Source organism: Streptomyces antnestii (assembly GCF_004005495.1).
Classification (GTDB): Bacteria; Actinomycetota; Actinomycetes; order Streptomycetales; family Streptomycetaceae; genus Streptomyces; species Streptomyces antnestii.
Map to the genome: position 1 here is coordinate 59,584 of NZ_RZYA01000027.1, position 19,991 is coordinate 79,574.

Consider the following 19,991-nt stretch of genomic DNA (forward strand, 5'->3'; position numbering starts at 1 on the left):
CATGACCGCAGGAGAAATTGGGCGCCGGCCTTGGATCGTGGGGGTGTCCGGCGCGTCGGGGACCCCGTATGCCGCCGCCGTTCTGCGCGCGCTGCTGGACGCCGGTGAGAGCGTGGACCTCGTCGTGTCGCGGGCCTCGCGCCTCACGCTGCTCGACGAGACGGGGATCGCGTTCAGGGACGCGCACTGGCGGCAGGACCTGGGGGAGTGGCTGGCGCGCGGGGCGGACGGGAAGCCGGACGCGTTCGCGGTGGGTGACGCCCTCGGTCAGGTGCGGTACTGGGCCGCGGGGGATCTGGCGGCCGGGCCGTCGTCCGGGTCGTATCCGGCGAAGGGCATGATCATCGTGCCGGCCTCCACGGCGTGCGTGGCGGGGGTGGCGCTCGGTCTGTCGAAGGACCTGCTCCAGCGTGCGGCGAGCGTGACGCTCAAGGAGGGGCGCAAGCTGGTCGTCGCGGTGCGCGAGACACCGCTGAACGGGCAGACGCTGAAGCATCTGGTGGCGCTGGACGAGGCGGGCGCCGTGGTGCTGCCCGCCTCTCCGGCGTTCTACGCGGGGGCGACGCACATCCAGGATCTGGTGGACTTCGTCGCCGGGCGGGCGCTCGACGCGGCGGGGGTGCCGCATCGGCTCTACCGCCGGTGGGAGGGAGAGCTCGGGGGAGGCTCTCCGGACCGTTAGCGCTTCTTGGAACGCGCGGCCCGCTTCTCCGCGGTACGCGCCTCGACGGCGGACTGGTGGGCACGCGAGCGGTTGGCCTGGTCCTGCAGCTCGCGCATACGGGCGTAGGCCATCTCGATCGTGTACACGGTGACAACGCTCCTGAATGATCGTCTTTGATCGGTAGTTGAAGATCGTTTGAAAGGCCAGCCGAAGGTGAAACCCGGATTCGGCTGAAGGATTCGCAGGGCTTCCGTCCTGCATGCCTTAGATTCTACACGTAAAGTCGCGTCAACGCAGAATAATGAAAGGCATGGACCTATGGACGCCGTGGACAGGCAGCTCATTCAGGCCCTGCGAGAGAACGGCCGCGCCTCGTACGCCGAGCTGGGACGCCTCGTCGGCCTGTCCGGGCCCAGCGTCACGGACCGCATCAACCGTCTCGAGGCGGCCGGCGTCATCACCGGCTACCGCGCGACCGTCGACGCGCCCTCGCTCGGGCTCGGTGTCACCGCCCTGATCGGCATCTCGCTCTCCGACGCCGCCGACCACGAGGACGTGGCGCGCCGGCTCAAGGACCTGCACGAGATCGAGGACTGCTGGTTCATCGCGGGCGACGACTCGTACATGCTCAAGGTGCGGGCCGGTGACGTGGACGGCCTGGAGCGCACGATCCGCCGGCTCAGCGGCACCAAGGGCGTCTCGCGCACGCGCACGACGATCGTGCTGTCGACCAAGTGGGAGAACCGGGTGGGGGAGCTGCCTGAGGAGGAGTGACACGGGCACGGAGTGCCTGATGGGGGCCCCTCCCGCCCGGAGGGTGGGGGAGTACCGTTACCCGCAGTCTTTGGTGAGGAGCAATGGCAATGGACGTAGGGCTCAAGCGCGAGCTGGAGCAGAAGGTGCTCGACGGTGAGCGGCTGTCCCGTGAGGACGGCATCGCGCTCTACGAGTCGGACGACCTGGCCTGGCTGGGCGGTCTCGCCCACGAGGTGCGGACCCGTAAGAACGGCGACGTCGTCCACTTCAACGTCAACCGCCACCTCAACATGACGAACGTGTGCACCGCGTCGTGCGCGTACTGCTCGTTCCAGCGCAAGCCGGGCGAGAAGGACGCGTACACGATGCGTATCGAGGAGGCCGTCCGCCTCGCCAAGGCGATGGAGAACGAGAACCTCACCGAGCTGCACATCGTCAACGGCCTGCACCCGACGCTGCCCTGGCGCTACTACCCGCGCTCCCTGAAGGCCCTCAAGGAGGCGCTGCCGAACGTCGCCCTGAAGGCGTTCACGGCGACGGAGATCCACCACTTCGAGACGATCTCCGGGCTCTCCGCCTCCGAGATCCTCGACGAGCTGATCGACGCCGGCCTGGAGTCGCTGACCGGCGGCGGCGCCGAGATCTTCGACTGGGAGGTCCGGCAGCACATCGTCGACCACGCCACCCACTGGGAGGACTGGTCGCGGATCCACCGCCTCGCGCACGAGAAGGGGCTCAAGACCCCGTCCACGATGCTGTACGGGCACATCGAGGAGCCCCGCCACCGCGTCGACCACGTGCTGCGCCTGCGCGAACTGCAGGACGAGACGAACGGCTTCCAGGTCTTCATCCCGCTGCGCTACCAGCACGACTTCGTGGACATGCAGGACGGCAAGATCCGCAACAAGCTGCAGGCGCGCACGACCATGGCGACCGGCGCGGAGGCCCTGAAGACCTTCGCGGTCTCGCGCCTCCTGTTCGACAACGTGCCGCACGTGAAGTGCTTCTGGGTCATGCACGGCGTGCAGACCACCCAGCTCGCGCTCCAGCACGGCGCCGACGACATGGACGGCTCGGTCGTCGAGTACAAGATCACGCATGACGCGGACAACTACGGGACGCCGAACAAGCTGACCCGTGAGGATCTGCTCGACCTGATCCGGGACGCGGGCTTCCGGCCGGTCGAGCGGAATACTCGGTACGAGATCATCCGGGAGTACGACGGGCCCGACGCGGGGCGGCGTGATGTGCCGCAGGCTATGCGGGTCTGACGCCGGTTCGCCGTAGGCGTTTCTCTGTCTGGGCGGCTGCGGGTTCGCCGTGGTTGCTCGCGCCCCGCGGCGGAGCCGCTGATCGACACAGCCCCGCGCCCCTGTAGGCGTGCGGCTTCGCCGCTACCTACAGGGGCAGCATCATGTGGATGTCGTCTCGGTCGTCGCCCTGGGCCACGCGGATCGCGCCGGGGATGCGGCCGACCTCCTTGTAGCCGCAGGCCGCGTAGAAGCGGTCGGCGCCCGTGCCGCCGCGGCAGGTGAGGCGGATCGCCTCGATGCCGTCGAAGCCGCCGGCGGCCTCGGTCGCCGCGGCCATGAGCTCGCGGCCGTACCCCTTGCCCTGGTGCCGGGGGTGGACCATCACCGTGTAGAGCCAGATGTGGTGCCGCATCAGGCGGTGCGGGTTGAAGGAGAAGAACGCCGTCGCGCCGACCGCGCCCTCCGCGTCGCGTCCGACGAGGAGCCGGGTGCGGCCCTCGGCCATCGCGGCGAGGTGCTTGACCAGCTCGGGGCGTATGTCCTCGGCGGTGACGGGCGGGACGAAGCCGACGGCTCCGCCCGCGTTCGACACGTCGGCCCAGAGGGCGAGTACGCCGTCCCGCAGTGCCGGGTCGATGGGCGGGTCCAGCTGAAACGTAAGGGCCATAGGCTCAATGTAGCCATTACCAGCGGTGCCGCTCAATGGTGTCCGGACGGCACGTGCTTCACTGGTACGACCGATTCGGAACGGAAGAGTGGATTGACATGCTCCGCTACACGCTGATGCGCTTCGGGATCTTCGTGGGCTGCTTCCTCGCCGTCTGGGGTCTCGCCTCGACGGGCATCGTGCCCAGCGGCCTCGGCGGTTCCTACTTCCTGTGGATCGCTCTCCTCGGCCTCGTGATCTCCGCGCCCATCAGTTACGTGGTGCTGCGCAAGGAGCGCGACCGCGCGTCCGTCCAGATCGTCGAGCGCGTCGACCGTGCGAAGGCCAACATGGAGCGCAACCGCGCCCAGGAAGACCTCGCCGACGACGCGGCCCGCGCCCAGGGCTAGCTGTAAAGGCCTCGTAAGCTTCGTCACAGACAAGATGGCCCCAGCATCGATCAGATGCCGGGGTCATTTGTGTTTCCCCAGGTCGGCCGGGCAGGCGCCTGTGTTTCGCAGGTCGACCGACCCGAGAAGGGTCATGTTTAACCCAAAGAACCCCTTTGATGTTGTCAAAGGCTGGGTGTTAACGTGATTGTCATGAAGACATCCGCAGCCCGCATGCCCCTGAGCGTTCCGCTCGTGGCGCGCCTGCATGTCGATCTCTGCCGCTGCCTCTCCGCGGCCTGTCGCCTCTGACGCGACCCCTCGATGCAGCGGCGCCCCTGGTTCTTCCTCCCGCGGTGGCCGCTTCCTTACGTCCGACCCCACCCGCGCGTCATCACTGGAGTGTGTCCGTGTCCGCGAACACCGCGTCCGCGTCCGAGAAGCAGAAGCCCCGCTTCCGGATACCCATCCCCTTCTGGGCCCAGGTCCTGCTCGGCCTCGTCGTCGGCCTCGCGCTCGGCTTCGTCGCCCGCACCTACGACGTCTCCTGGCTCGGCACGACCCTCGACAAGGTCGGCGGCATCTTCATCCAGCTCCTGAAGCTGGCCGTCGCCCCGCTGGTCTTCTTCGCGATCATGGTGTCGATCACCAACCTGCGGAAGGTCAACAACGCCGCACGGCTGGCGACCCGCACCCTGCTCTGGTTCATGATCACCTCGCTGATCGCGGTCGTCATCGGCCTCGCGATCGGCCTGATCACCAACCCGGGCAACGGCTCGAACCTCACCCCGGCCGACGGCGCCAAGCCCGACCACGCCGGCTCCTGGCTCGACTTCCTGACGGGCATCATCCCGACGGACATCATCACGCCGTTCACGCAGCTCAACGTGCTGCAGATCGTCTTCATGGCCGTCGTCGCCGGTATCGCCGTCCTGAAGATCGGCCCGAAGGCCCAGCCGATCCTCACCCTCTCCGAGTCCGTCCTGGAGCTCCTGCAGAAGGCCCTGTGGTGGGTCATCCTGCTCGCCCCGATCGGCTCCGCCGGCCTCATCGGCCGCGCCATCGTCCAGTACGGCTGGGACCTGCTCGGCAACTACGCGACATTCACCGTCGACATCTACGTCGGCTGCGCCATCGTCCTCTTCGGCGTCTACCCGCTGCTCCTCGCGACCGTCGCCAAGCTGAACCCGCTCCAGTTCTTCAAGGGCGCCTGGCCCGCGATCCAGCTGGCCTTCGTGTCCCGCTCCTCGGTCGGCACCATGCCGGTCACGCAGCAGTCGGCGATCCGCCTCGGTGTCCCGAAGGACTACGCCTCCTTCGCCGTGCCGTTCGGCGCGACCACCAAGATGGACGGCTGCGCCGCGATCTACCCGGCGATCTCCGCGATCTTCGTCGCCCAGATCTTCGGTGTGCACCTCGGCATCAAGGAGTACATCCTCATCGCGTTCGTCTCGGTCATCGGCTCCGCCGCGACCGCCGGCCTCACCGGCGCCACGGTCATGCTGACCCTGACCCTGTCGACGCTCGGCCTCCCGATGGAGGGCGTGGGCCTGCTGCTCGCCATCGACCCGATCCTGGACATGATGCGCACCGCCACGAACGTGGCCGGCCAGGCGCTCGTCCCGGTCATCGTGTCCGCCCGCGAGAACATCCTGGACCGCGCGAAGTATGACCGCGCGACCGCATCTCCCGTCGAGGAGCTCGAAGAGTTCGTGGACGAGCCGCAGGTGGCGGTCGCCGCCGCCTGAGTCCCCCGGACCGTCCCGCCGCACCCCGCGCCCGCCCAGGGCGCGGGGTGTGCGCGTTTGCGGTGACCGTACGCTTGTGGGTGGACTTGGTACGGAGAGAGGCGGGCGGCCGGGGTGGGCGAAGTGAGGGCGAAGCGGATGCCGCGCGCCGAGCGCGAGCGGCAGATGCTCGACGCGGCGGTGCGGGTGTTCGGGGAGCGGGGCTACCGGGCCGCGTCGATGGACGACATCGCCGACCTCGCCGGGGTGTCGAAGCCGCTCGTCTATCTGTATCTGAACTCCAAGGAAGAGCTCTTCTCGGCGTGCATCCAGCGTGAGTCGGCGGCCTTGATCGCGGCGGTGCGCGAAGGGGCCATGGGCGGCGGCGCCGCCGACCGGCAGCTGTGGGACGGGCTGCGGGCGTTCTTCACGCACACCGCCCGCAACCCGTACGGCTGGGCCGTCCTGCACAGTCACGCGCGGACGGGCGGCGAGGCGTTCGTCGCCGAGGTCATGGCGATGCGCGAGGAGATCGTCGCGTTCGTGACCGGCCTGATCGTCGAGGCGGCCAGGGAGGCGCACGGTGATCCCGCGCTGCCCGGCCGCGAGGTGGCCGGGCTCGCGCAGGCCCTGGTGGGCGCCGCGGAATCGCTGGCGGGCTGGGCCAACACGGACGCGTCGGTCACCGCCAAGGAGGCCGCGGCCACCCTGATGAACTTCGCCTGGGCCGGCCTCGGGAACCTGATGGAGGGCCGGCGCTGGTCACCCCCGCCCGGCGCGTAGCGCTTCGCGTCAGGCGTTCGGAGTGGGCGGCCGGTGGCGGTCATCCCCGCCCGGCACGTAGCACCCCGCACGGGGCGGTCGACGTGGGCGGGCGGCGCTGGTCACCCCCGCCCGGCGCGCAGCACCCCGCACGGGGCGGTCGACGTGGGCGGGCGGCGCTGGTCACCCCCGCCCGGCGCGTAGCACCCCGCACCGGGCGTTCGGTGGCGGTCATCCTCCGGCGCGTAGCACCTCGCCCGTGACGTGGGTGCGGGTCGAGCGGAGTTCGAAGGCGGCTCCCCGGGACGCGTACGTCACCGTGGCCGGCAGGAGGACCGGGGCCTTGAACCGGGCGCTCACCTGGACCTCGCCGTGTGCGTCGCCGTGTTCGGCCAGGCAGCGGGCGACCGTCCACATGCCGTGCGCGATGGCGCGAGGGAAGCCGAAGAGGCGGGCCGTGAGCGGGTGCAGGTGGATCGGGTTGCGGTCGCCCGACGCGGCGGCGTAGCGGCGGCCGAGGTCGCCGGGCAGCCGCCACTCGGCGACGGCGGGCAGGGGCTCCGGCCGCCCCTCGGCGGGTGCCGTGTCCCCGGGGGCGTCGGTGCGGTGGCGCGCCAGGTACGTACTGGCCGACGTCCACGCGCGCGTGTCGCCCGCCCGCAGCTCGGTCACGACCGTGGCCTCGGTGCCGCGCCGGTGCGGCGTCAGTTCCTTCACGTGGACGGAGAGTTCGTACCGCTCGCCCACCGGCAGGTCGTGCCCCTGCGTGACGGTGAGGGAGGTGTGGACGAGGCCGAGCAGGGGGAGCGGGAAGCGCCGCTCCGCCATGATCCGCATGGCCAGGGGGAAGCCGAGTACGTGCGGATACGTGACCGGGAGTACGGCGGAGTCCGCGTCGAAGCCGCACACCTCGCGGTACGCGGCGAGCCGGGCGCGGTCGGCGCGGGCGTCCGGCAGTACGAGGCGGGTCGCGGGGGCCTCGGCGCCCGGGCCCGGCCGCTTGAGCGGGGAGAGCAGGGCGCCGCGGGCCAGGAGGGGCGGCAGGGACGGTGGGGCGGTGAGGGTGACGGTGGTCATGGAGGCCGCGGTGGTCATGGTCGTCACGCCCCGAGCAGGCTCTGGCCGCAGACCCGGACGACCTGGCCGTTCACGGCGCCGGAGGCCGGGTGTGCGAACCACGCCGTCGTCTCCGCCACGTCCACCGGCAGGCCGCCCTGCCCGAGCGAGTTCATGCGGCGGCCCGCCTCACGGATGAACAGGGGGACCGCGGCCGTCATCCTCGTCTCGATGAAGCCGGGTGCCACCGCGTTGACCGTGACGCCGTGCTCGGCGAGCGCCCTGGGCGCCAGGGAACGGGTCATTCCGGCGATGCCCGCCTTGCTGGCCGCGTAGTTCGTCTGGCCCGCGTTGCCCGCGAGGCCCGCGATGGAGGCGGTGGCGACGATGCTGCCGCCGCGCGTGAGCGTGCCGGACTTGAGGAGGGCGTCGGTGGTGGTCAGGACGCTCGCCAGGTTCACGTCGAGGACGGTGGCCCAGCGGTCGGCGGGCATCTTGGCGAGGGTGCGGTCGCGGGTGATGCCCGCGTTGTGGACGAGGGTGTCCAGGGCGGGCACGGTGTCCGTGATCCGCTCGGCGGCGTCGGGGGCCGTGATGTCGAGGGGCAGCGCCGTCGCGTCCAGGCGTGCGGCGAGGGCCTCCAACTCGCCCTGGGCGGACGGGATGTCGAGCAGGACGAGGTGCGCGCCGTCCCGCGCCAGGACCTCCGCGACCGCCTCGCCGATGCCCCGGGCGGCGCCGGTGACCAGGGCCGTGCGGCCGGCGAGGGGGCGCGACCAGTCGGTGGGCGCGGTCGTGTCGCTCGCCGCCACCTCGATCACCTGGCCGCTGACGTACGCGGACTTGGGGGAGAGGAGGAAGCGGAGGGTCGACTCGGCGGCCGCCACGGGGCCCGCGACCCGGACGAGCGTCACGGTGCGACCGCGGCCGGTCTCCTTGGCGAGCGAGCGCACGAACCCCTCCAGCGCCTGCTGGGCGGCGGCCTGGTGGTGGTCGTCGCCGGACAGCGGGGCGCCGAGGACCACGATCCGGCCGCCGGTCGCGACCGACCGCGCGACCGGGTGCAGGGCCGCGTGGACCTGCGCGAGCGCGGGGACGTCCGCGACCGCGGTGGCGTCGAGGACGATCGCGGCGGGCCGGTCGGCCGTGGCCCGTACGTCGAGGCCGGTGCGTGCGAGAAGGTCCGCGAGGTCGGTCGTCTGTGCGGGTTCGCCCGCCGTGAGGTGGAGCAACGGGCCGTCGAGTGCGGGGTGTTCGGGGCTCCAGCGGTGGAGCCTGGCGGGCTGGGGGAGGCCCAGGCGGCGGGTCAGGAAGCGGCCCGGGGCCGTGCCGGTGAAGTTCAGATAGCGGTCGGCCATTGGCCAACTCCCTGCTCGGTCGGTAATTTACTTCTGAGTAAGGTTACTCAACAGTCAGGAGTTGGTCGAGATGGAACGCCCCGCCCGCCCGGTCCGCGCGGACCTGCCGCGCCGCGTCGCCGTCGTCGGCGGCAGCCGCATCCCCTTCGCCCGCTCCGACGGCCCCTACGCGACCGCCTCGAACCAGGACATGCTGACCGCGGCACTCGACGGCCTCGTCACTCGCTGCGGACTCCAACAGCCGGGCGCGGTCGGTGAGTTCGTCGCCGGAGCCGTCCTCAAGCACAGCCGCGACTTCAACCTCGCCCGCGAGACGCTCCTCGGCTCCGCACTCGACCCGCGCACCCCCGCGTACGACATCCAGCAGGCCTGCGGCACCGGCCTCCAGGCCGTCATCGCCGCCGCCAACAAGATCGCGCTCGGGCAGCTCGACAGCGCCGTCGCCGGCGGCGCGGACACCGCGAGCGATGCGCCTCTCGGCGTGAACGACTCCCTGCGCCGGATCCTCCTCGACGCGCGCCGGGCCAAGTCCGTGCCTGCGCGCCTCAAGGCCCTCGCCCGGGTCCGCCCCCAGCACCTCGTCCCCGACATCCCGCGCAACGCCGAGCCCCGTACCGGTCTGTCCATGGGTGAGCACGCCGCCGTCACCGCGCGCGCCTGGGGCATCGCCCGCGAGGCGCAGGACGAACTCGCCGCCGCCAGCCACCAGCGCCTCGCCGCCGCCTATGACCGGGGCTTCCTCGACGACCTCGTCGTCCCGTACCGCGGGCTCGACCGCGACCAGAACCTGCGCCCTGGTTCGACCGTGGAGAAACTCGCCACCCTCAAGCCGGTGTTCGGCCTCGACGGCCCGAACGCGACGATGACGGCCGGGAATTCGACCCCGCTGACCGACGGCGCGGCCGTGGTGCTGCTCGCGAGTGAGGAGTGGGCCGCCGAGCGGGGCCTCGAACCGCTGGCCTACCTCACCGCGTACGAGACCGGCGCGGTGGACTTCGTGGACGGGGACGTCACCGGTGGCGAAGGGGACGGACTGCTCATGGCGCCCGCCCACGCCGTGCCCCGCATGCTGGAGCGGGCCGGGCTCGGGATCGAGGACTTCGACCTCTTCGAGGTGCACGAGGCGTTCGCCTCACAGGTGCTCGCCACCCTCGCCGCCTGGGAGAAGCAGGGGCTCGCGCCCGTCGACCGGGCCCGCCTCAACGTCGCCGGGTCCTCTCTCGCGACCGGCCACCCCTTCGCCGCGACGGGCGCCCGCATCGTGGCCACCCTGGCCAAACTCCTGAGCGAACGCGACGCCCCCGCCCGCGGCCTCATCTCCATCTGCGCGGCGGGCGGACAGGGCGTGACGGCGATCCTCGAACGGGCCTGAGGCGTCAACGGGCCTGAGGAGTCAGCGGGCCTGAGGCGTCGACGGGCCTGAGGAGTCAGCGGGCGTCCTGCGCGGCGCGGGCGGCCGGATCGAGGCGGAGCATCGCCGCCTCGTCCGGACTGCCGGGCGTGGCCTGGTACGTCACGAGCCGCTGACCGCCCGTGCGGGCCAGCTGCATGACCTCGAAGGTGAGGGTCATCGGGCCGACCTTGGGGTGGGCGAAGGTCTTGGTGCCGCCGCCGCGCTCAAGGACCTCGTACCGGTCCCAGAGCTTCGCGAACTCCGGTGACTTCAGGACGAGTTCGCCGACGAGGGTGGTCAGCTCCGGCGAGTTCGGGTCCTTGCCGCCCACCGCGCGCAGGTGCGCCACCGACTGGGCGACCGTCTCCTCCCAGGGGACGTAGAGGGTGCGGCCCACGGGGTGCAGGAACAGATACCGCGTGATGTTGCGCTCCGCCTCCGGCCAGTCCCACAGTCCGGGCAGGAGGCGGCGGCCCGCCGGGTTCGCCGCCAGGACGTAGTTGTGCCGGCTCACCACGTACGCGGGAAGCGGACTCAGCGCCTCCAGGACCCGCAGGACCGAGTCGCGCACCGTGCGGTCGGTCGTGGGGTGCGGCTCGGTGAGGCGGCCCGAGGCGAGCTCGGCCAGGTCGTGCAGCCGCTCGTGGGCGTCACCGCACAGCCGCAGGGCGCGGCTGATCGCGTCGATCACGGCGGTGGAGGGGTTCGTCTCACGGCCTCGCTCCAGGCGCGTGTAGTAGTCGACGCTGACCCCGGCCAGCGTCGCCAGCTCCTCCCGGCGCAGGCCCGGGGTGCGCCGGATCCCCGCGCCCGCGGGAAGTCCCGCGTCCGCCGGGCTCACGAGCGCGCGCCGCGCCTTCAGATACCTGCCGAGCTCAGTGCCGTCGTTCGTCGCTCCACCAGCCATACGTCCATTGTCCCTGCTGGGCGAGGTCCCTGGGGGGCCGTGTCAGGGCCAGGAACACCGCACCCCGGTGAACCGCGGCCTGCCACGCGGCACCGAAGCCGAGCAGAGTGGATCCCGTTGCGGGCGGCCCGGCCACCGCGGACCCAGGGGGTGCACGACACCGGACCGCGGCCGCGGTCGCCGGATCCGCCCGCACGACGCCACACCAACGACCCGCTCCGCCCGCCCATCCCCGGGCGACCACGAATTCCGCCCCCGCACCCAAGGAGTCCCGTATGCCGACGACGGTTCGCAGGTTCGGCCGGCGTGGTCCGGCGCGGCTGCCGGAGGTCGACGGGCGGACCGCATCCCCTTCCCCGGTGCTCGACGGGCGGACCGCATCCCCTTTCCCGGTGCTCCACCCCGAGCGGCCCGGGAGTTTCGACCCCACACCTGAGGAGTCCCGTATGCCGACCACCGTCCGCAGGTCCGGTCCGGCCCGTGTGCAGAGTTCCGCGCCGGTCCCGGAGGGGGGCGGGCGGAGTGGGGCCGGGTTCGCCCTCGGCGCCGCCCTCCTCGGGTTCACCGTCATCTCCATCGACGTGTCCGCGGTCAACATCGCGCTGCCCGCGATCCGTTCGTCGCTGCACGGCGGCATCACCGGTCTGCAGTGGATCGTCGACGCGTACACCCTGATGTTCGCCGCCCTGATGCTCTCCGCCGGGGCGCTCGCCGACCGGGCCGGTGCCCGGCGCGCCTATGCCTGGGGCGTCGGCCTGTTCACCCTCGCCTCGCTGGCCTGCGCCCTCGCGCCCGGCATCGGCACGCTCGTCGCGGCGCGCGTCGTCCAGGGCGGCGCCGCGGCCGTCGTCATGCCCGCCTCGCTGGCCCTGATCCGCCAGGCCTACGACGACGCCCGGCACCGCGCACGGGCCATCGCCTTGTGGACGGTGGGCGGTTCGGTCGCCATGGCCGTCGGCCCGGTCCTCGGCGGCGTCCTCACCGAGACGGCCGGCTGGCGCGCCGTCTTCTTCCTCAACCTCCCTGTGGGCGCGCTCATCCTGGCGTTCCTCGCCCGGGTCCCGCGCTCCGCGCGCCGCCCCGCCCCGCTCGACCTGGCCGGCCAGGTCACCGCCGTACTCACCCTCGCCTCGCTCGCCTTCGCCGTCATCGAGGGCGGCCACGCCGGCTGGACCGCGCCGCAGGTCCTCGCGGCCCTCGCGGTCACCGTCGCCGGCGCCCTCGCCTTCCGCGCCGCCGAACAGCGCCACCGCGCGCCCATGGTCCCGCTGCCCCTGCTGCGCCGCCGCGAGGTGAGCGTGTCCCTCGCCATCGGCTTCGCGGTCAACGTGGCTTTCTACGGCGGGATCTTTCTCCTCGGCCTCTACTACCAGCAGCTGCGCGGCATGTCCGGCACCGAGGCGGGCCTCATGTTCGTACCGATGGCGGCGATCATCACGTCGACGAACCTGATCTCACCGCCGATGGCAGAACGCTTCGGCCGCCGTCCCGTCATCGTGATCGGTCAGGCCGTCCTCGCCCTCGGCATGTTCAGCCTGCTGCCGCTGGCCCCGCACACCCCGGTCTGGCTGATCCTCGTACTCCTCGTTCCGACGGGCATGGGCGGCGCGTTCGCGGTCCCCGCGCTGACCGCGCTGCTCATGGACAGCGTGCCCGCCCACCGCGCGGGCACGGCGTCCGGTCTCCTGAACGCTTTCCGGCAGACCGGCGGAGCGCTGGCCGTCGCGCTGTTCGGCTCGCTCGTCGCGGGCGGCGCCGGGGACGGTTTCTCGCTCGACGGCATGCGGACGAGCCTGGTCATCGCGGGCGCAGTCCTGTGCGTGACCGCGGGGCTGGCGGCCTGGGGTCTGCCTAGGAAGCGCTGACGCCTCCCGGTGCCCGGCTCACGCTTCCTGGAGGCAGTGGGCCAGGCAGCGGCGTCTGAACTCGGCGTCCTCGCCCAGGAGTTCCAGCATCTGCTTCCCGTACGCGCGGGTGGCGGCGGACATGCGGAAGGCGCCGGATCCGGACGGGACCGGGGTGATCAGGGAGTGGGCCGCGAGGCCGTCGAACGCGACGGCGAGGTCGTCCGGCGGCAGGCGGTCGTCCGCGCACACCGTGACGGCGTCGGCCCGCGTGAACGGCCCCGTGAACACGCCGGCCCGCGCCCACAGCAGCCGCTCGCCGGGTGTGCACAGCCGCACGCTCCAGCACAGCGACCCGCGCAACGTACGCAGCCGGTGCGGCAGTTCCGGCATCGGGGCGGGCAGGTCGAGCAGCTGCCCGGGGCGGCCGATGAGCGTGAGCAGGTCGTCGGCTTCCCGGTGCGCGAGCTGGCCCGCCGCGATGCGCAGCGCGAGCGGCAGGCCGTCGAGGGACGCGCAGATCCGGTACGCCAGGTCGGGGTCGGGGTCATCGGGCGCCCCCGCCTCCCGCGCGGCCGAGGTGAGCAGCGGGACCGCGCTGTCGGGGGCGAGCGGGGCCAGCGGGAAGGTGCCCGGGGCGGCCGGCGGGATCCTGCTGGTGGCCAGGACGTGCAGCGCGGGGCACGCCTCCACCAGTTGCTCCAAGGTCTCGGCGCACTCCTCGGCCAGGCGTTCGCAGGTGTCGACGACGAGGAGCACCGGGCGCCGCCCGATCTCGGCGGCGAGCGCGGGAAGTTGCGGCAGCGCGGGACTTCCGTCGATCCGCAGGGCGCGGGCGAGGCTGTGCGGCACGAGACCGGGGACGTCGAGCGCCGCCAGGTCGGCCGTGCCCGCGGCGGCCCACGGCTCGTCGAGCAGACGCCCCGCGACCTGCGCCGCGAGCGCGCTCTTGCCGACCCCGCCGGGCCCGACGACGGTCACCAGGCGCTTCGCGCGCAGCAGCGACTCCAGCTCGGCCGCGGCGCCGTCCCTGCCGACGAGTCCTGCGGACCGGGTCTCCAGGAGCTCCCGCATGTTCTGGTGCCTCCGTGGGCTTGCGTTTCGTTCGGACGCGGCCAGCATGTGCCGGGCGGGGACGCCCCGGCATCGGTGGGTACCGGGAATCGGTATACCTACGTCTGCGCCGGGTCCGGTCCGGTGACGCGGAGGGCGATCACAGTAGCGGCGGTTCCGGCGCCACCGGCCCGTGCGACCGGTCGGGTCCGCTATCGGTCCGTACGGTGCGCAATGCGTTCGACCCGGGCCGGATCGGAGGCGGTAGTCGCCCGATCGGGAACGAAATCCCGCACACTGTCCCGCGCACTCGGGGTCCCGCGTACTCGCGCACTCGCCCCGGAGGCGGGGAACCCGGGGAACCCGGGGAGCCCAGGGAACCCGGGGAGGGAAAGGCAGGAGCCCCGTCTCCTCCGTGTGCCGGGGCACGCGGGGGAGCGGGGCTCCTTGGGTACTGCATCCGTTCCGGAGTCACGACGTCCCTAGGGGGAAACCCTGGGACGCCCCACTTACATGGGGGTGACGTTCTCCGCCTGCGGGCCCTTCGGACCCTGCGTGACGTCGAAGCTCACGGCCTGGTTCTCCTCGAGGGAGCGGAAGCCGTTTGCGTTGATCGCGGAGTAGTGGACGAAGACGTCCGGGCCGCCGCCTTCCTGGGCGATGAAGCCAAAGCCCTTTTCAGCGTTGAACCACTTCACGGTTCCGGTAGCCATAAGCCCTCCTTGGGCCAAAGGGTCGCCCTGCTCCAGAACCTGCAAATGCACTTGCGAACAACTGCAAAAGTCTGAAAACGACGAGAGCCCGCGGTCACATGCTCCGCAGGCTCTGTACTGCAAGGGAAACCAAACTGCAACTTGCGGCGAGCCTAGCACGCAGGCAGCCGAATGCAATAGAGGGCTAGATCACGTCACCCGGAGGTTTGACACGGGGTGCGGAAGGGTTGACACAACTGGTTCGGAAGGCTTGACAAAGCCGGTCCGGGGACTCGTCCGGGCGCCTCTCCGGGACCCTGGAGCCTGCACCGTACCGCATGGGGTCTAGCCTCGCGATGTGGACAATTCTCCCGAGACCCCGCAGCGCGTCCGGCCGCGTGTCGGCCACATCCAGTTCCTCAACTGCATGCCCCTGTACTGGGGGCTCGCCAGGACGGGAACGCTCCTCGACCTCGAGCTCACGAAGGACACCCCGGAGAAGCTCAGCGAGAGCCTCGTGCAGGGCGACCTCGACATCGGCCCCATCACCCTCGTCGAGTTCCTGAAGGCTTCCGACCAGCTCGTCGCGTTCCCCGACCTCGCGGTCGGCTGCGACGGCCCGGTGATGTCCTGCGTGATCGTCTCGCAGGTACCGCTCGACGAGCTGGACGGGCGCCGCGTCGCGCTCGGCTCCACCTCGCGCACCTCCGTGCGCCTGGCGCAGCTGCTGCTCTCGGAGCGTTTCGGCGTACAGCCCGACTACTACACGTGCCCGCCCGACCTGGGCCTGATGATGCAGGACGCGGAGGCGGCCGTCCTCATCGGTGACGCGGCCCTGCGCGCCAACCTGCACGACGCGCCGCGCCTCGGGCTCCAGGTGCACGACCTGGGCGCCCTGTGGAAGGAGTGGACGGGCCTGCCGTTCGTCTTCGCCGTGTGGGCCGCCCGCAAGGACTACGTGGAGCGCGAGCCGCTCATCACGCGCAAGGTGCACGAGGCGTTCCTCGCCTCCCGCGACGTGTCCCTGGAAGAGGTCACCAAGGTCGCCGAGCAGGCCGCCCGCTGGGAGGTCTTCGACGAGGAGCTCCTGGAGCGCTATTTCACGACGCTCGACTTCCGCTTCGGCGCGCGGCAGCTGGAGGGGGTCACGGAGTTCGCCCGGCGGGTGGGCCCGACGACCGGCTTCCCGGCCGACGTCCGGGTGGATCTGCTGCAGCCGTGACGCGGTAGCTCCGCGCCGGCGGGAAGGCGTACGGGAATTCCTCCGCGGGAATTCGCGTACGCCTTCCTTGTGCGGTCGGTGTGGTCCTCTCGGAGCTGCCTCTCGGGGCTCTCTCGGAGCTGTCTGTCGGATCTGCCTCTCTGGTGTGGGCAATTCCGGCTATCCGGAAACAACGGGCCGCCCCGGGGTGAGCGTCCGTGCTCCCCGGGAATTTCACCGGTGAAGTTTTTTTGGAATACCATTTGCCGCGATATGGGGCGGCGGGGGCGCGGGGGCGGGTGCGGTGCGTTATCGGCTCCCGGATATCGGAACGGTCCATTCCACGAAGGCCGGTGCGGGGGAGGACTACCCTGGCCCGACCGACGCATGGGCACAGGGGGAGGCCAGGTCATGCAGCCGCTGGAAGCCGGCGAACCGACCGCGATCGGGCCGTACCGGCTGCTCGGCCGGCTCGGCTCGGGCGGAATGGGCCGGGTCTATCTGGGGCGCAGCGCCGGCGGCCGCACCGTCGCCGTGAAGGTCGTCCATCCCCACTTCGCGCTCGACGAGGAGTTCCGGGCCCGCTTCCGGCGCGAGGTCGACGCCGCGCGGCGCGTCGGGGGCGCCTGGACCGCGCCGGTCCTCGACGCCGACCCGGAGGCGTCCGTGCCGTGGGTGGCGACCGGTTACGTCGCCGGCCCCTCCCTCGCCCAGGCCGTGAAGGAACGCGCGCTGCCCGACCACTCCGTACGGGTCCTGGGCGCGGGACTCGCCGAGGCGCTGTCGGCGGTGCACGCGCTCGGGCTCGTCCACCGCGACGTGAAGCCGTCGAACGTCCTGCTGACCGTGGACGGCCCGCGCCTGATCGACTTCGGGATCGCCCGCGCCACTGACGGGACGGCCTCCCTCACCTCCACCGGCGTCTCCATCGGCTCGCCGGGCTACATGGCGCCCGAACAGATCCTCGGCAAGGGGGTCACGGGCGCCGCGGACGTCTTCTCCCTCGGCGCGGTCCTCGTCTACGCGGCGTGCGGCACGTCCCCGTTCCCCGGCGACTCGTCCGCCGCGCTCCTCTACAAGGTGGTGCACGAGGAGCCCGAACTCGGCCTGGCGCGGGGGGAGCTGCGCGACGTCGCCGCGGCGTGCCTCGCGAAGGACCCGGCGGCGCGTCCCACCCCCGACGAGGTGGCGCGCGCCCTGGCCCCGCAGGGCGCGGCCCGGGCCGTGGCGGCGGGGTGGCTGCCGGGCGCGCTGGTCGAACAGGTGGGACGCGGCGCGGTGGCGCTTCTCGACCTGGAGGGGGCGGCGCCGACGGGGGAGGCGGAGCGTTCCGGGCCGGTCGGGTTCAGCGAGCCGTCGGTCGACTGGCCCTCGGGTGCGGGTGCGGGGGCGGGTGTGGGGGCGCCGGCCGGGGTGTTCGGGCCGCCCGATCCGGCGTTCGGGTCGGCCGATTCCGCGTACGGGCCGGCCGCTGCGCAGACGCCCGCGCCCGCGCAGACGCCCGTAGCCGGGCAGGCGCCCGTGCCCGCGCCGCGTACCGAGGTGCCGGGTGCCGGGAAGGTCTCCGTCAGTGTGGCCGCGACGTCCGTGCCGGGTGCCGGTGGGCGCGGGCGCAGGATCAGCTGCACGGTCGCGCTCGGGGTCGCGGGCGCGCTGGCCGCGGTCACCGTCGGCTCGGCGTTCCTCCTCGACCTGCTGCCCGGCTCCTCGAAGGGGGGAGGCGACACGGCGGGTGGGCGACCGCCCTCGGCGACCGCGTCCGCGCTCCCCTCCGCAGGAGCGGAGCCCTCGCCGGTCACCACCCCCTCGTCGGGAACGACCCCCGTGAAGGGTGCGGTCCCCGCCTCCTACATCGGCACCTGGGAAGGCCCCGCCACCGGGCTCGACGGCAAGCTGCCGATGGGCACGTTCCGCGTGACCGTCGAACAGGGCGCGACCGGCGAGGAGTTCGGCACGTTCCACCAGACCGACCCGATCGGCGCGGTCTGCGAGGACGTGCTCGTCCTCAGGAAGGTGGAGAAGGACCGCATCGTCGCGACGGGCATCGCCGAGAAGTCGAACGGCGGGCAGTGCACCACCGGCCGCCACGAGGTCCGTCTGATCCTGTCGAGGTCGGGTGACCGCCTCACCTACGAGACGGACAATCCGCGCGCCGGCGACCCCGTCGCCACGATGCGGCGCACCGACTCAAGCAGCTGAACCAGCTGAACCAGCGGAAAAGGGGGCGGGGATGGTCGATGTGGTGCCGGTGGTCGTGGTCCTGGTCGCGGCGGCGTGGGGCGCCGTCGCCGGGCTGCTCGTGCCGAGGGCCGCGTACCGGCTCGGCGTGGAGCCCGACGAGAACTGGCTCGCGAGCTGCCCGGACGGGCATCCGCTGCCGGCCGGTGCACGCGGGTGGCTGGGCCGCGGGCGGTGCGGGACGTGCGGGCGCGGGCTCGGCCCCGGCTCCCTCCTGCCCGTCACCGTCACCACCGCCGTCTGCGCCGCACTCGCCGCCGCCACCGGCACCCGGCCCGAGCTGGCCGCCTGGCTGCTCCTCGCGCCCCCCGGCGTGCTCCTCGCGGTGGTCGACGCCCGGGTCAGACGGCTGCCCGACGTCCTCACCCTGCCGCTCGCCGTGGCCGCCCCCACCCTGCTCGGCCTCGCGTCGCTGCTGCCCGAACCGGGCGGCCACTGGTCCGCGGCCCTGCTCGGCGCGCTCCTGCTCGGCGGCGGCTACCTCGTCCTGTTCCTCATCCACCCCCAAGGCCTCGGCTTCGGCGACGTGAAGCTCGCCGTCGGTCTGGGGGCCGTACTCGGCTGGTACGGGTGGGGCGTGGCGTTCATCGGGACGTTCGCCGGGTTCCTGTTCGCCGCCCTGTACGGCGCGGGTCTCGTGCTCGCCCGGCGCGCGGGCCGCAGGACGGCGATCCCGTTCGGCCCGTTCCTGCTCGCGGGCGCGCTGACCGGCGTACTGCTGGGCGCGTACGCCGCCTGACGTCGGGGGCCGGGACCCGCTGGCGTAGGCTGAGTCGGTCCGTCCACAACCCTTACGAACACTACGAAAGGGACGCCCGGTGACCGAGAAGGCCGACCTTCAGACCGTCCTCGACCGTGCCGCCGCGGGTGGACGCATCACCCCCGAAGAGGCGCTCGACCTGTACCGCGACGCCCCGCTGCACGCGCTCGGCGCGGCCGCCGACGCCATCCGGCGCCGCCGCTACGCCGGCACCGAGCACATCGCGACGTACATCATCGAGCGGAACATCAACTACACGAACGTCTGCGTGACGGCGTGCAAGTTCTGTGCCTTCTACGCCGCCCCCAAGGACACCGCCAAGGGCTGGACGCGCGACCTCGACGACATCCTGCGCCGCTGCGCCGAGACCGTCGAACTCGGCGGCACGCAGATCATGTTCCAGGGCGGCCACCACCCGGACTACGGCGTCGAGTACTACGAGGAGCACTTCTCCGCGATCAAGAAGGCGTTCCCGCAGCTGGTCATCCACTCCCTCGGCGCGTCCGAGGTCGAGCACATGGCCCGCATCTCCAAGTGCTCCGTCGAGGAGGCCATCCAGCGCATCCACGCGGCGGGTCTCGACTCCTTCGCGGGCGCCGGCGCCGAGCTGCTCCCGGAGCGCCCCCGCAAGGCGATCGCCCCGCTGAAGGAGTCCGGCGAGCGCTGGCTGGAGATCATGGAGGCCGCGCACAACCTGGGCGTGGAGTCCACGTCCACCATGCTCATGGGCACCGGCGAGACCAACGCCGAGCGCATCGAGCACCTGCGCATGATCCGCGACGTACAGGACCGGACGGGCGGCTTCCGCGCGTTCATCCCGTACACGTACCAGCCGGAGAACAACCACCTGAAGGGCCGTACGCAGGCGACGCTCTTCGAGTACCTGCGCATGATCGCCATCGCGCGGATCTTCCTCGACAACGTGGCCCACATCCAGGGCTCGTGGCTGACCACGGGCAAGGAGGTCGGCCAGCTGTCGCTGCACTACGGCGCGGACGACCTCGGCTCGATCATGCTGGAGGAGAACGTCGTCTCGTCGGCCGGTGCCAAGCACCGCTCCAACCGCATGGAGATCATCGAGCTGATCCGCAAGGCGGGCCGCGTCCCGGCGCAGCGCGCCACGACGTACGAGCACCTCGTCGTGCACGGCGACCCGGCGAACGACCCGGTCGACGACCGCGTCCAGTCGCACATCTCGTCGACCGCGATCGAGGGCGGCACGGCGCACCCCGAGCTGAAGCTCGTCTCCACCAACTGATCCACCGGCCCATTCACCGGCTGATTCACCAACT

At 72.0% G+C, this 19,991-nt stretch carries 19 protein-coding genes; 12 read left to right on the forward strand and 7 right to left on the reverse strand.

What is annotated here, in order from left to right:
- The first annotated feature begins 1 nt into the window (after window position 1).
- Window positions 2-682 carry a UbiX family flavin prenyltransferase gene (locus EOT10_RS36440; RefSeq protein ID WP_127832684.1) on the forward strand — a complete coding sequence of 227 codons (681 nt, stop codon included), beginning with the start codon at window positions 2-4 and terminating at the stop codon, window positions 680-682.
- Here EOT10_RS36440 and EOT10_RS42710 read toward each other — a convergent pair.
- Window positions 679-810 carry a hypothetical protein gene (locus EOT10_RS42710; RefSeq protein ID WP_262985465.1) on the reverse strand — a complete coding sequence of 44 codons (132 nt, stop codon included), beginning with the start codon at window positions 808-810 and terminating at the stop codon, window positions 679-681. The genes EOT10_RS36440 and EOT10_RS42710 overlap by 4 nt on opposite strands.
- Before the next feature lie 172 nt (window positions 811-982).
- Here EOT10_RS42710 and EOT10_RS36445 point away from each other — a divergent pair, with 172 nt between their 5' ends.
- Together EOT10_RS36445 and mqnE are read left to right on the forward strand one after the other, a co-directional pair.
- Entirely contained in the window at window positions 983-1,438 is a 456-nt protein-coding gene (locus tag EOT10_RS36445) for an Lrp/AsnC family transcriptional regulator (RefSeq protein WP_127832685.1), read from the forward strand.
- An 89-nt stretch (window positions 1,439-1,527) separates the two neighbouring features.
- Window positions 1,528-2,691 carry an aminofutalosine synthase MqnE gene (gene mqnE, locus EOT10_RS36450; RefSeq protein WP_127832738.1) on the forward strand — a complete coding sequence of 388 codons (1,164 nt, stop codon included), beginning with the start codon at window positions 1,528-1,530 and terminating at the stop codon, window positions 2,689-2,691.
- 127 nt (window positions 2,692-2,818) lie between these two features.
- On the opposite strand, the gene EOT10_RS36455 is transcribed toward mqnE, so the two are convergent.
- Window positions 2,819-3,340: a GNAT family N-acetyltransferase gene (locus EOT10_RS36455; protein ID WP_127832686.1), complete on the reverse strand. Its 522-nt coding sequence runs from the start codon at window positions 3,338-3,340 to the stop codon at window positions 2,819-2,821.
- A gap of 98 nt (window positions 3,341-3,438) precedes the next feature.
- On the opposite strand from EOT10_RS36455, the gene EOT10_RS36460 reads away from it, so the two are divergent.
- The 3 genes from EOT10_RS36460 (at window position 3,439) to EOT10_RS36470 (ending at window position 6,218) form a co-directional block, all read left to right on the forward strand.
- Entirely contained in the window at window positions 3,439-3,729 is a 291-nt protein-coding gene (locus EOT10_RS36460; protein ID WP_127832687.1) for a DUF4229 domain-containing protein, read from the forward strand.
- 389 nt (window positions 3,730-4,118) lie between these two features.
- A complete protein-coding gene (locus tag EOT10_RS36465; protein ID WP_127832688.1) occupies window positions 4,119-5,456 on the forward strand; it encodes a dicarboxylate/amino acid:cation symporter in 1,338 nt (445 codons plus the stop codon).
- Window positions 5,457-5,570: 114 nt separating this feature from the next.
- Window positions 5,571-6,218, forward strand: coding sequence for a TetR/AcrR family transcriptional regulator (locus EOT10_RS36470; protein WP_127832689.1), 648 nt, complete (start codon window positions 5,571-5,573; stop codon window positions 6,216-6,218).
- 210 nt (window positions 6,219-6,428) lie between these two features.
- On the opposite strand, the gene EOT10_RS36475 is transcribed toward EOT10_RS36470, so the two are convergent.
- Window positions 6,429-7,292: a MaoC family dehydratase gene (locus tag EOT10_RS36475; protein ID WP_127832739.1), complete on the reverse strand. Its 864-nt coding sequence runs from the start codon at window positions 7,290-7,292 to the stop codon at window positions 6,429-6,431.
- Between the two features lie 5 nt (window positions 7,293-7,297).
- Window positions 7,298-8,611 (reverse strand): 3-oxoacyl-ACP reductase, encoded by a 1,314-nt coding sequence (locus EOT10_RS36480; protein WP_127832690.1) that lies wholly within the window; start codon window positions 8,609-8,611, stop codon window positions 7,298-7,300.
- Between the two features lie 70 nt (window positions 8,612-8,681).
- Here EOT10_RS36480 and EOT10_RS36485 point away from each other — a divergent pair, with 70 nt between their 5' ends.
- A complete protein-coding gene (locus tag EOT10_RS36485; protein WP_127832691.1) occupies window positions 8,682-9,983 on the forward strand; it encodes an acetyl-CoA C-acetyltransferase in 1,302 nt (433 codons plus the stop codon).
- Window positions 9,984-10,038: 55 nt separating this feature from the next.
- On the opposite strand, the gene EOT10_RS36490 is transcribed toward EOT10_RS36485, so the two are convergent.
- Entirely contained in the window at window positions 10,039-10,911 is an 873-nt protein-coding gene (locus EOT10_RS36490) for a helix-turn-helix domain-containing protein (protein ID WP_127832692.1), read from the reverse strand.
- Window positions 10,912-11,357: 446 nt separating this feature from the next.
- Here EOT10_RS36490 and EOT10_RS36495 point away from each other — a divergent pair, with 446 nt between their 5' ends.
- Window positions 11,358-12,776, forward strand: coding sequence for an MFS transporter (locus EOT10_RS36495; RefSeq protein ID WP_127832740.1), 1,419 nt, complete (start codon window positions 11,358-11,360; stop codon window positions 12,774-12,776).
- Between the two features lie 18 nt (window positions 12,777-12,794).
- On the opposite strand, the gene EOT10_RS36500 is transcribed toward EOT10_RS36495, so the two are convergent.
- Both EOT10_RS36500 and EOT10_RS36505 read right to left on the reverse strand, forming a co-directional pair.
- Window positions 12,795-13,829 carry an AAA family ATPase gene (locus EOT10_RS36500; protein WP_127832693.1) on the reverse strand — a complete coding sequence of 345 codons (1,035 nt, stop codon included), beginning with the start codon at window positions 13,827-13,829 and terminating at the stop codon, window positions 12,795-12,797.
- A gap of 488 nt (window positions 13,830-14,317) precedes the next feature.
- A complete protein-coding gene (locus EOT10_RS36505; RefSeq protein ID WP_006138897.1) occupies window positions 14,318-14,521 on the reverse strand; it encodes a cold-shock protein in 204 nt (67 codons plus the stop codon).
- 337 nt (window positions 14,522-14,858) lie between these two features.
- On the opposite strand from EOT10_RS36505, the gene EOT10_RS36510 reads away from it, so the two are divergent.
- The 4 genes from EOT10_RS36510 (at window position 14,859) to mqnC (ending at window position 19,957) form a co-directional block, all read left to right on the forward strand.
- Complete coding sequence (locus tag EOT10_RS36510; RefSeq protein ID WP_127832694.1) at window positions 14,859-15,722, forward strand: menaquinone biosynthetic enzyme MqnA/MqnD family protein; 864 nt, start codon at window positions 14,859-14,861, stop codon at window positions 15,720-15,722.
- Window positions 15,723-16,112: 390 nt separating this feature from the next.
- Window positions 16,113-17,900 carry a serine/threonine-protein kinase gene (locus tag EOT10_RS36515; RefSeq protein WP_127832695.1) on the forward strand — a complete coding sequence of 596 codons (1,788 nt, stop codon included), beginning with the start codon at window positions 16,113-16,115 and terminating at the stop codon, window positions 17,898-17,900.
- A 31-nt stretch (window positions 17,901-17,931) separates the two neighbouring features.
- Window positions 17,932-18,678 (forward strand): prepilin peptidase, encoded by a 747-nt coding sequence (locus EOT10_RS36520; protein WP_127832696.1) that lies wholly within the window; start codon window positions 17,932-17,934, stop codon window positions 18,676-18,678.
- A gap of 79 nt (window positions 18,679-18,757) precedes the next feature.
- The gene (mqnC, locus tag EOT10_RS36525) at window positions 18,758-19,957 is read left to right on the forward strand and encodes a cyclic dehypoxanthinyl futalosine synthase (protein WP_127832697.1); all 1,200 of its coding nucleotides are present in this window, start codon (window positions 18,758-18,760) and stop codon (window positions 19,955-19,957) included.
- Window positions 19,958-19,991 lie beyond the last annotated feature (34 nt).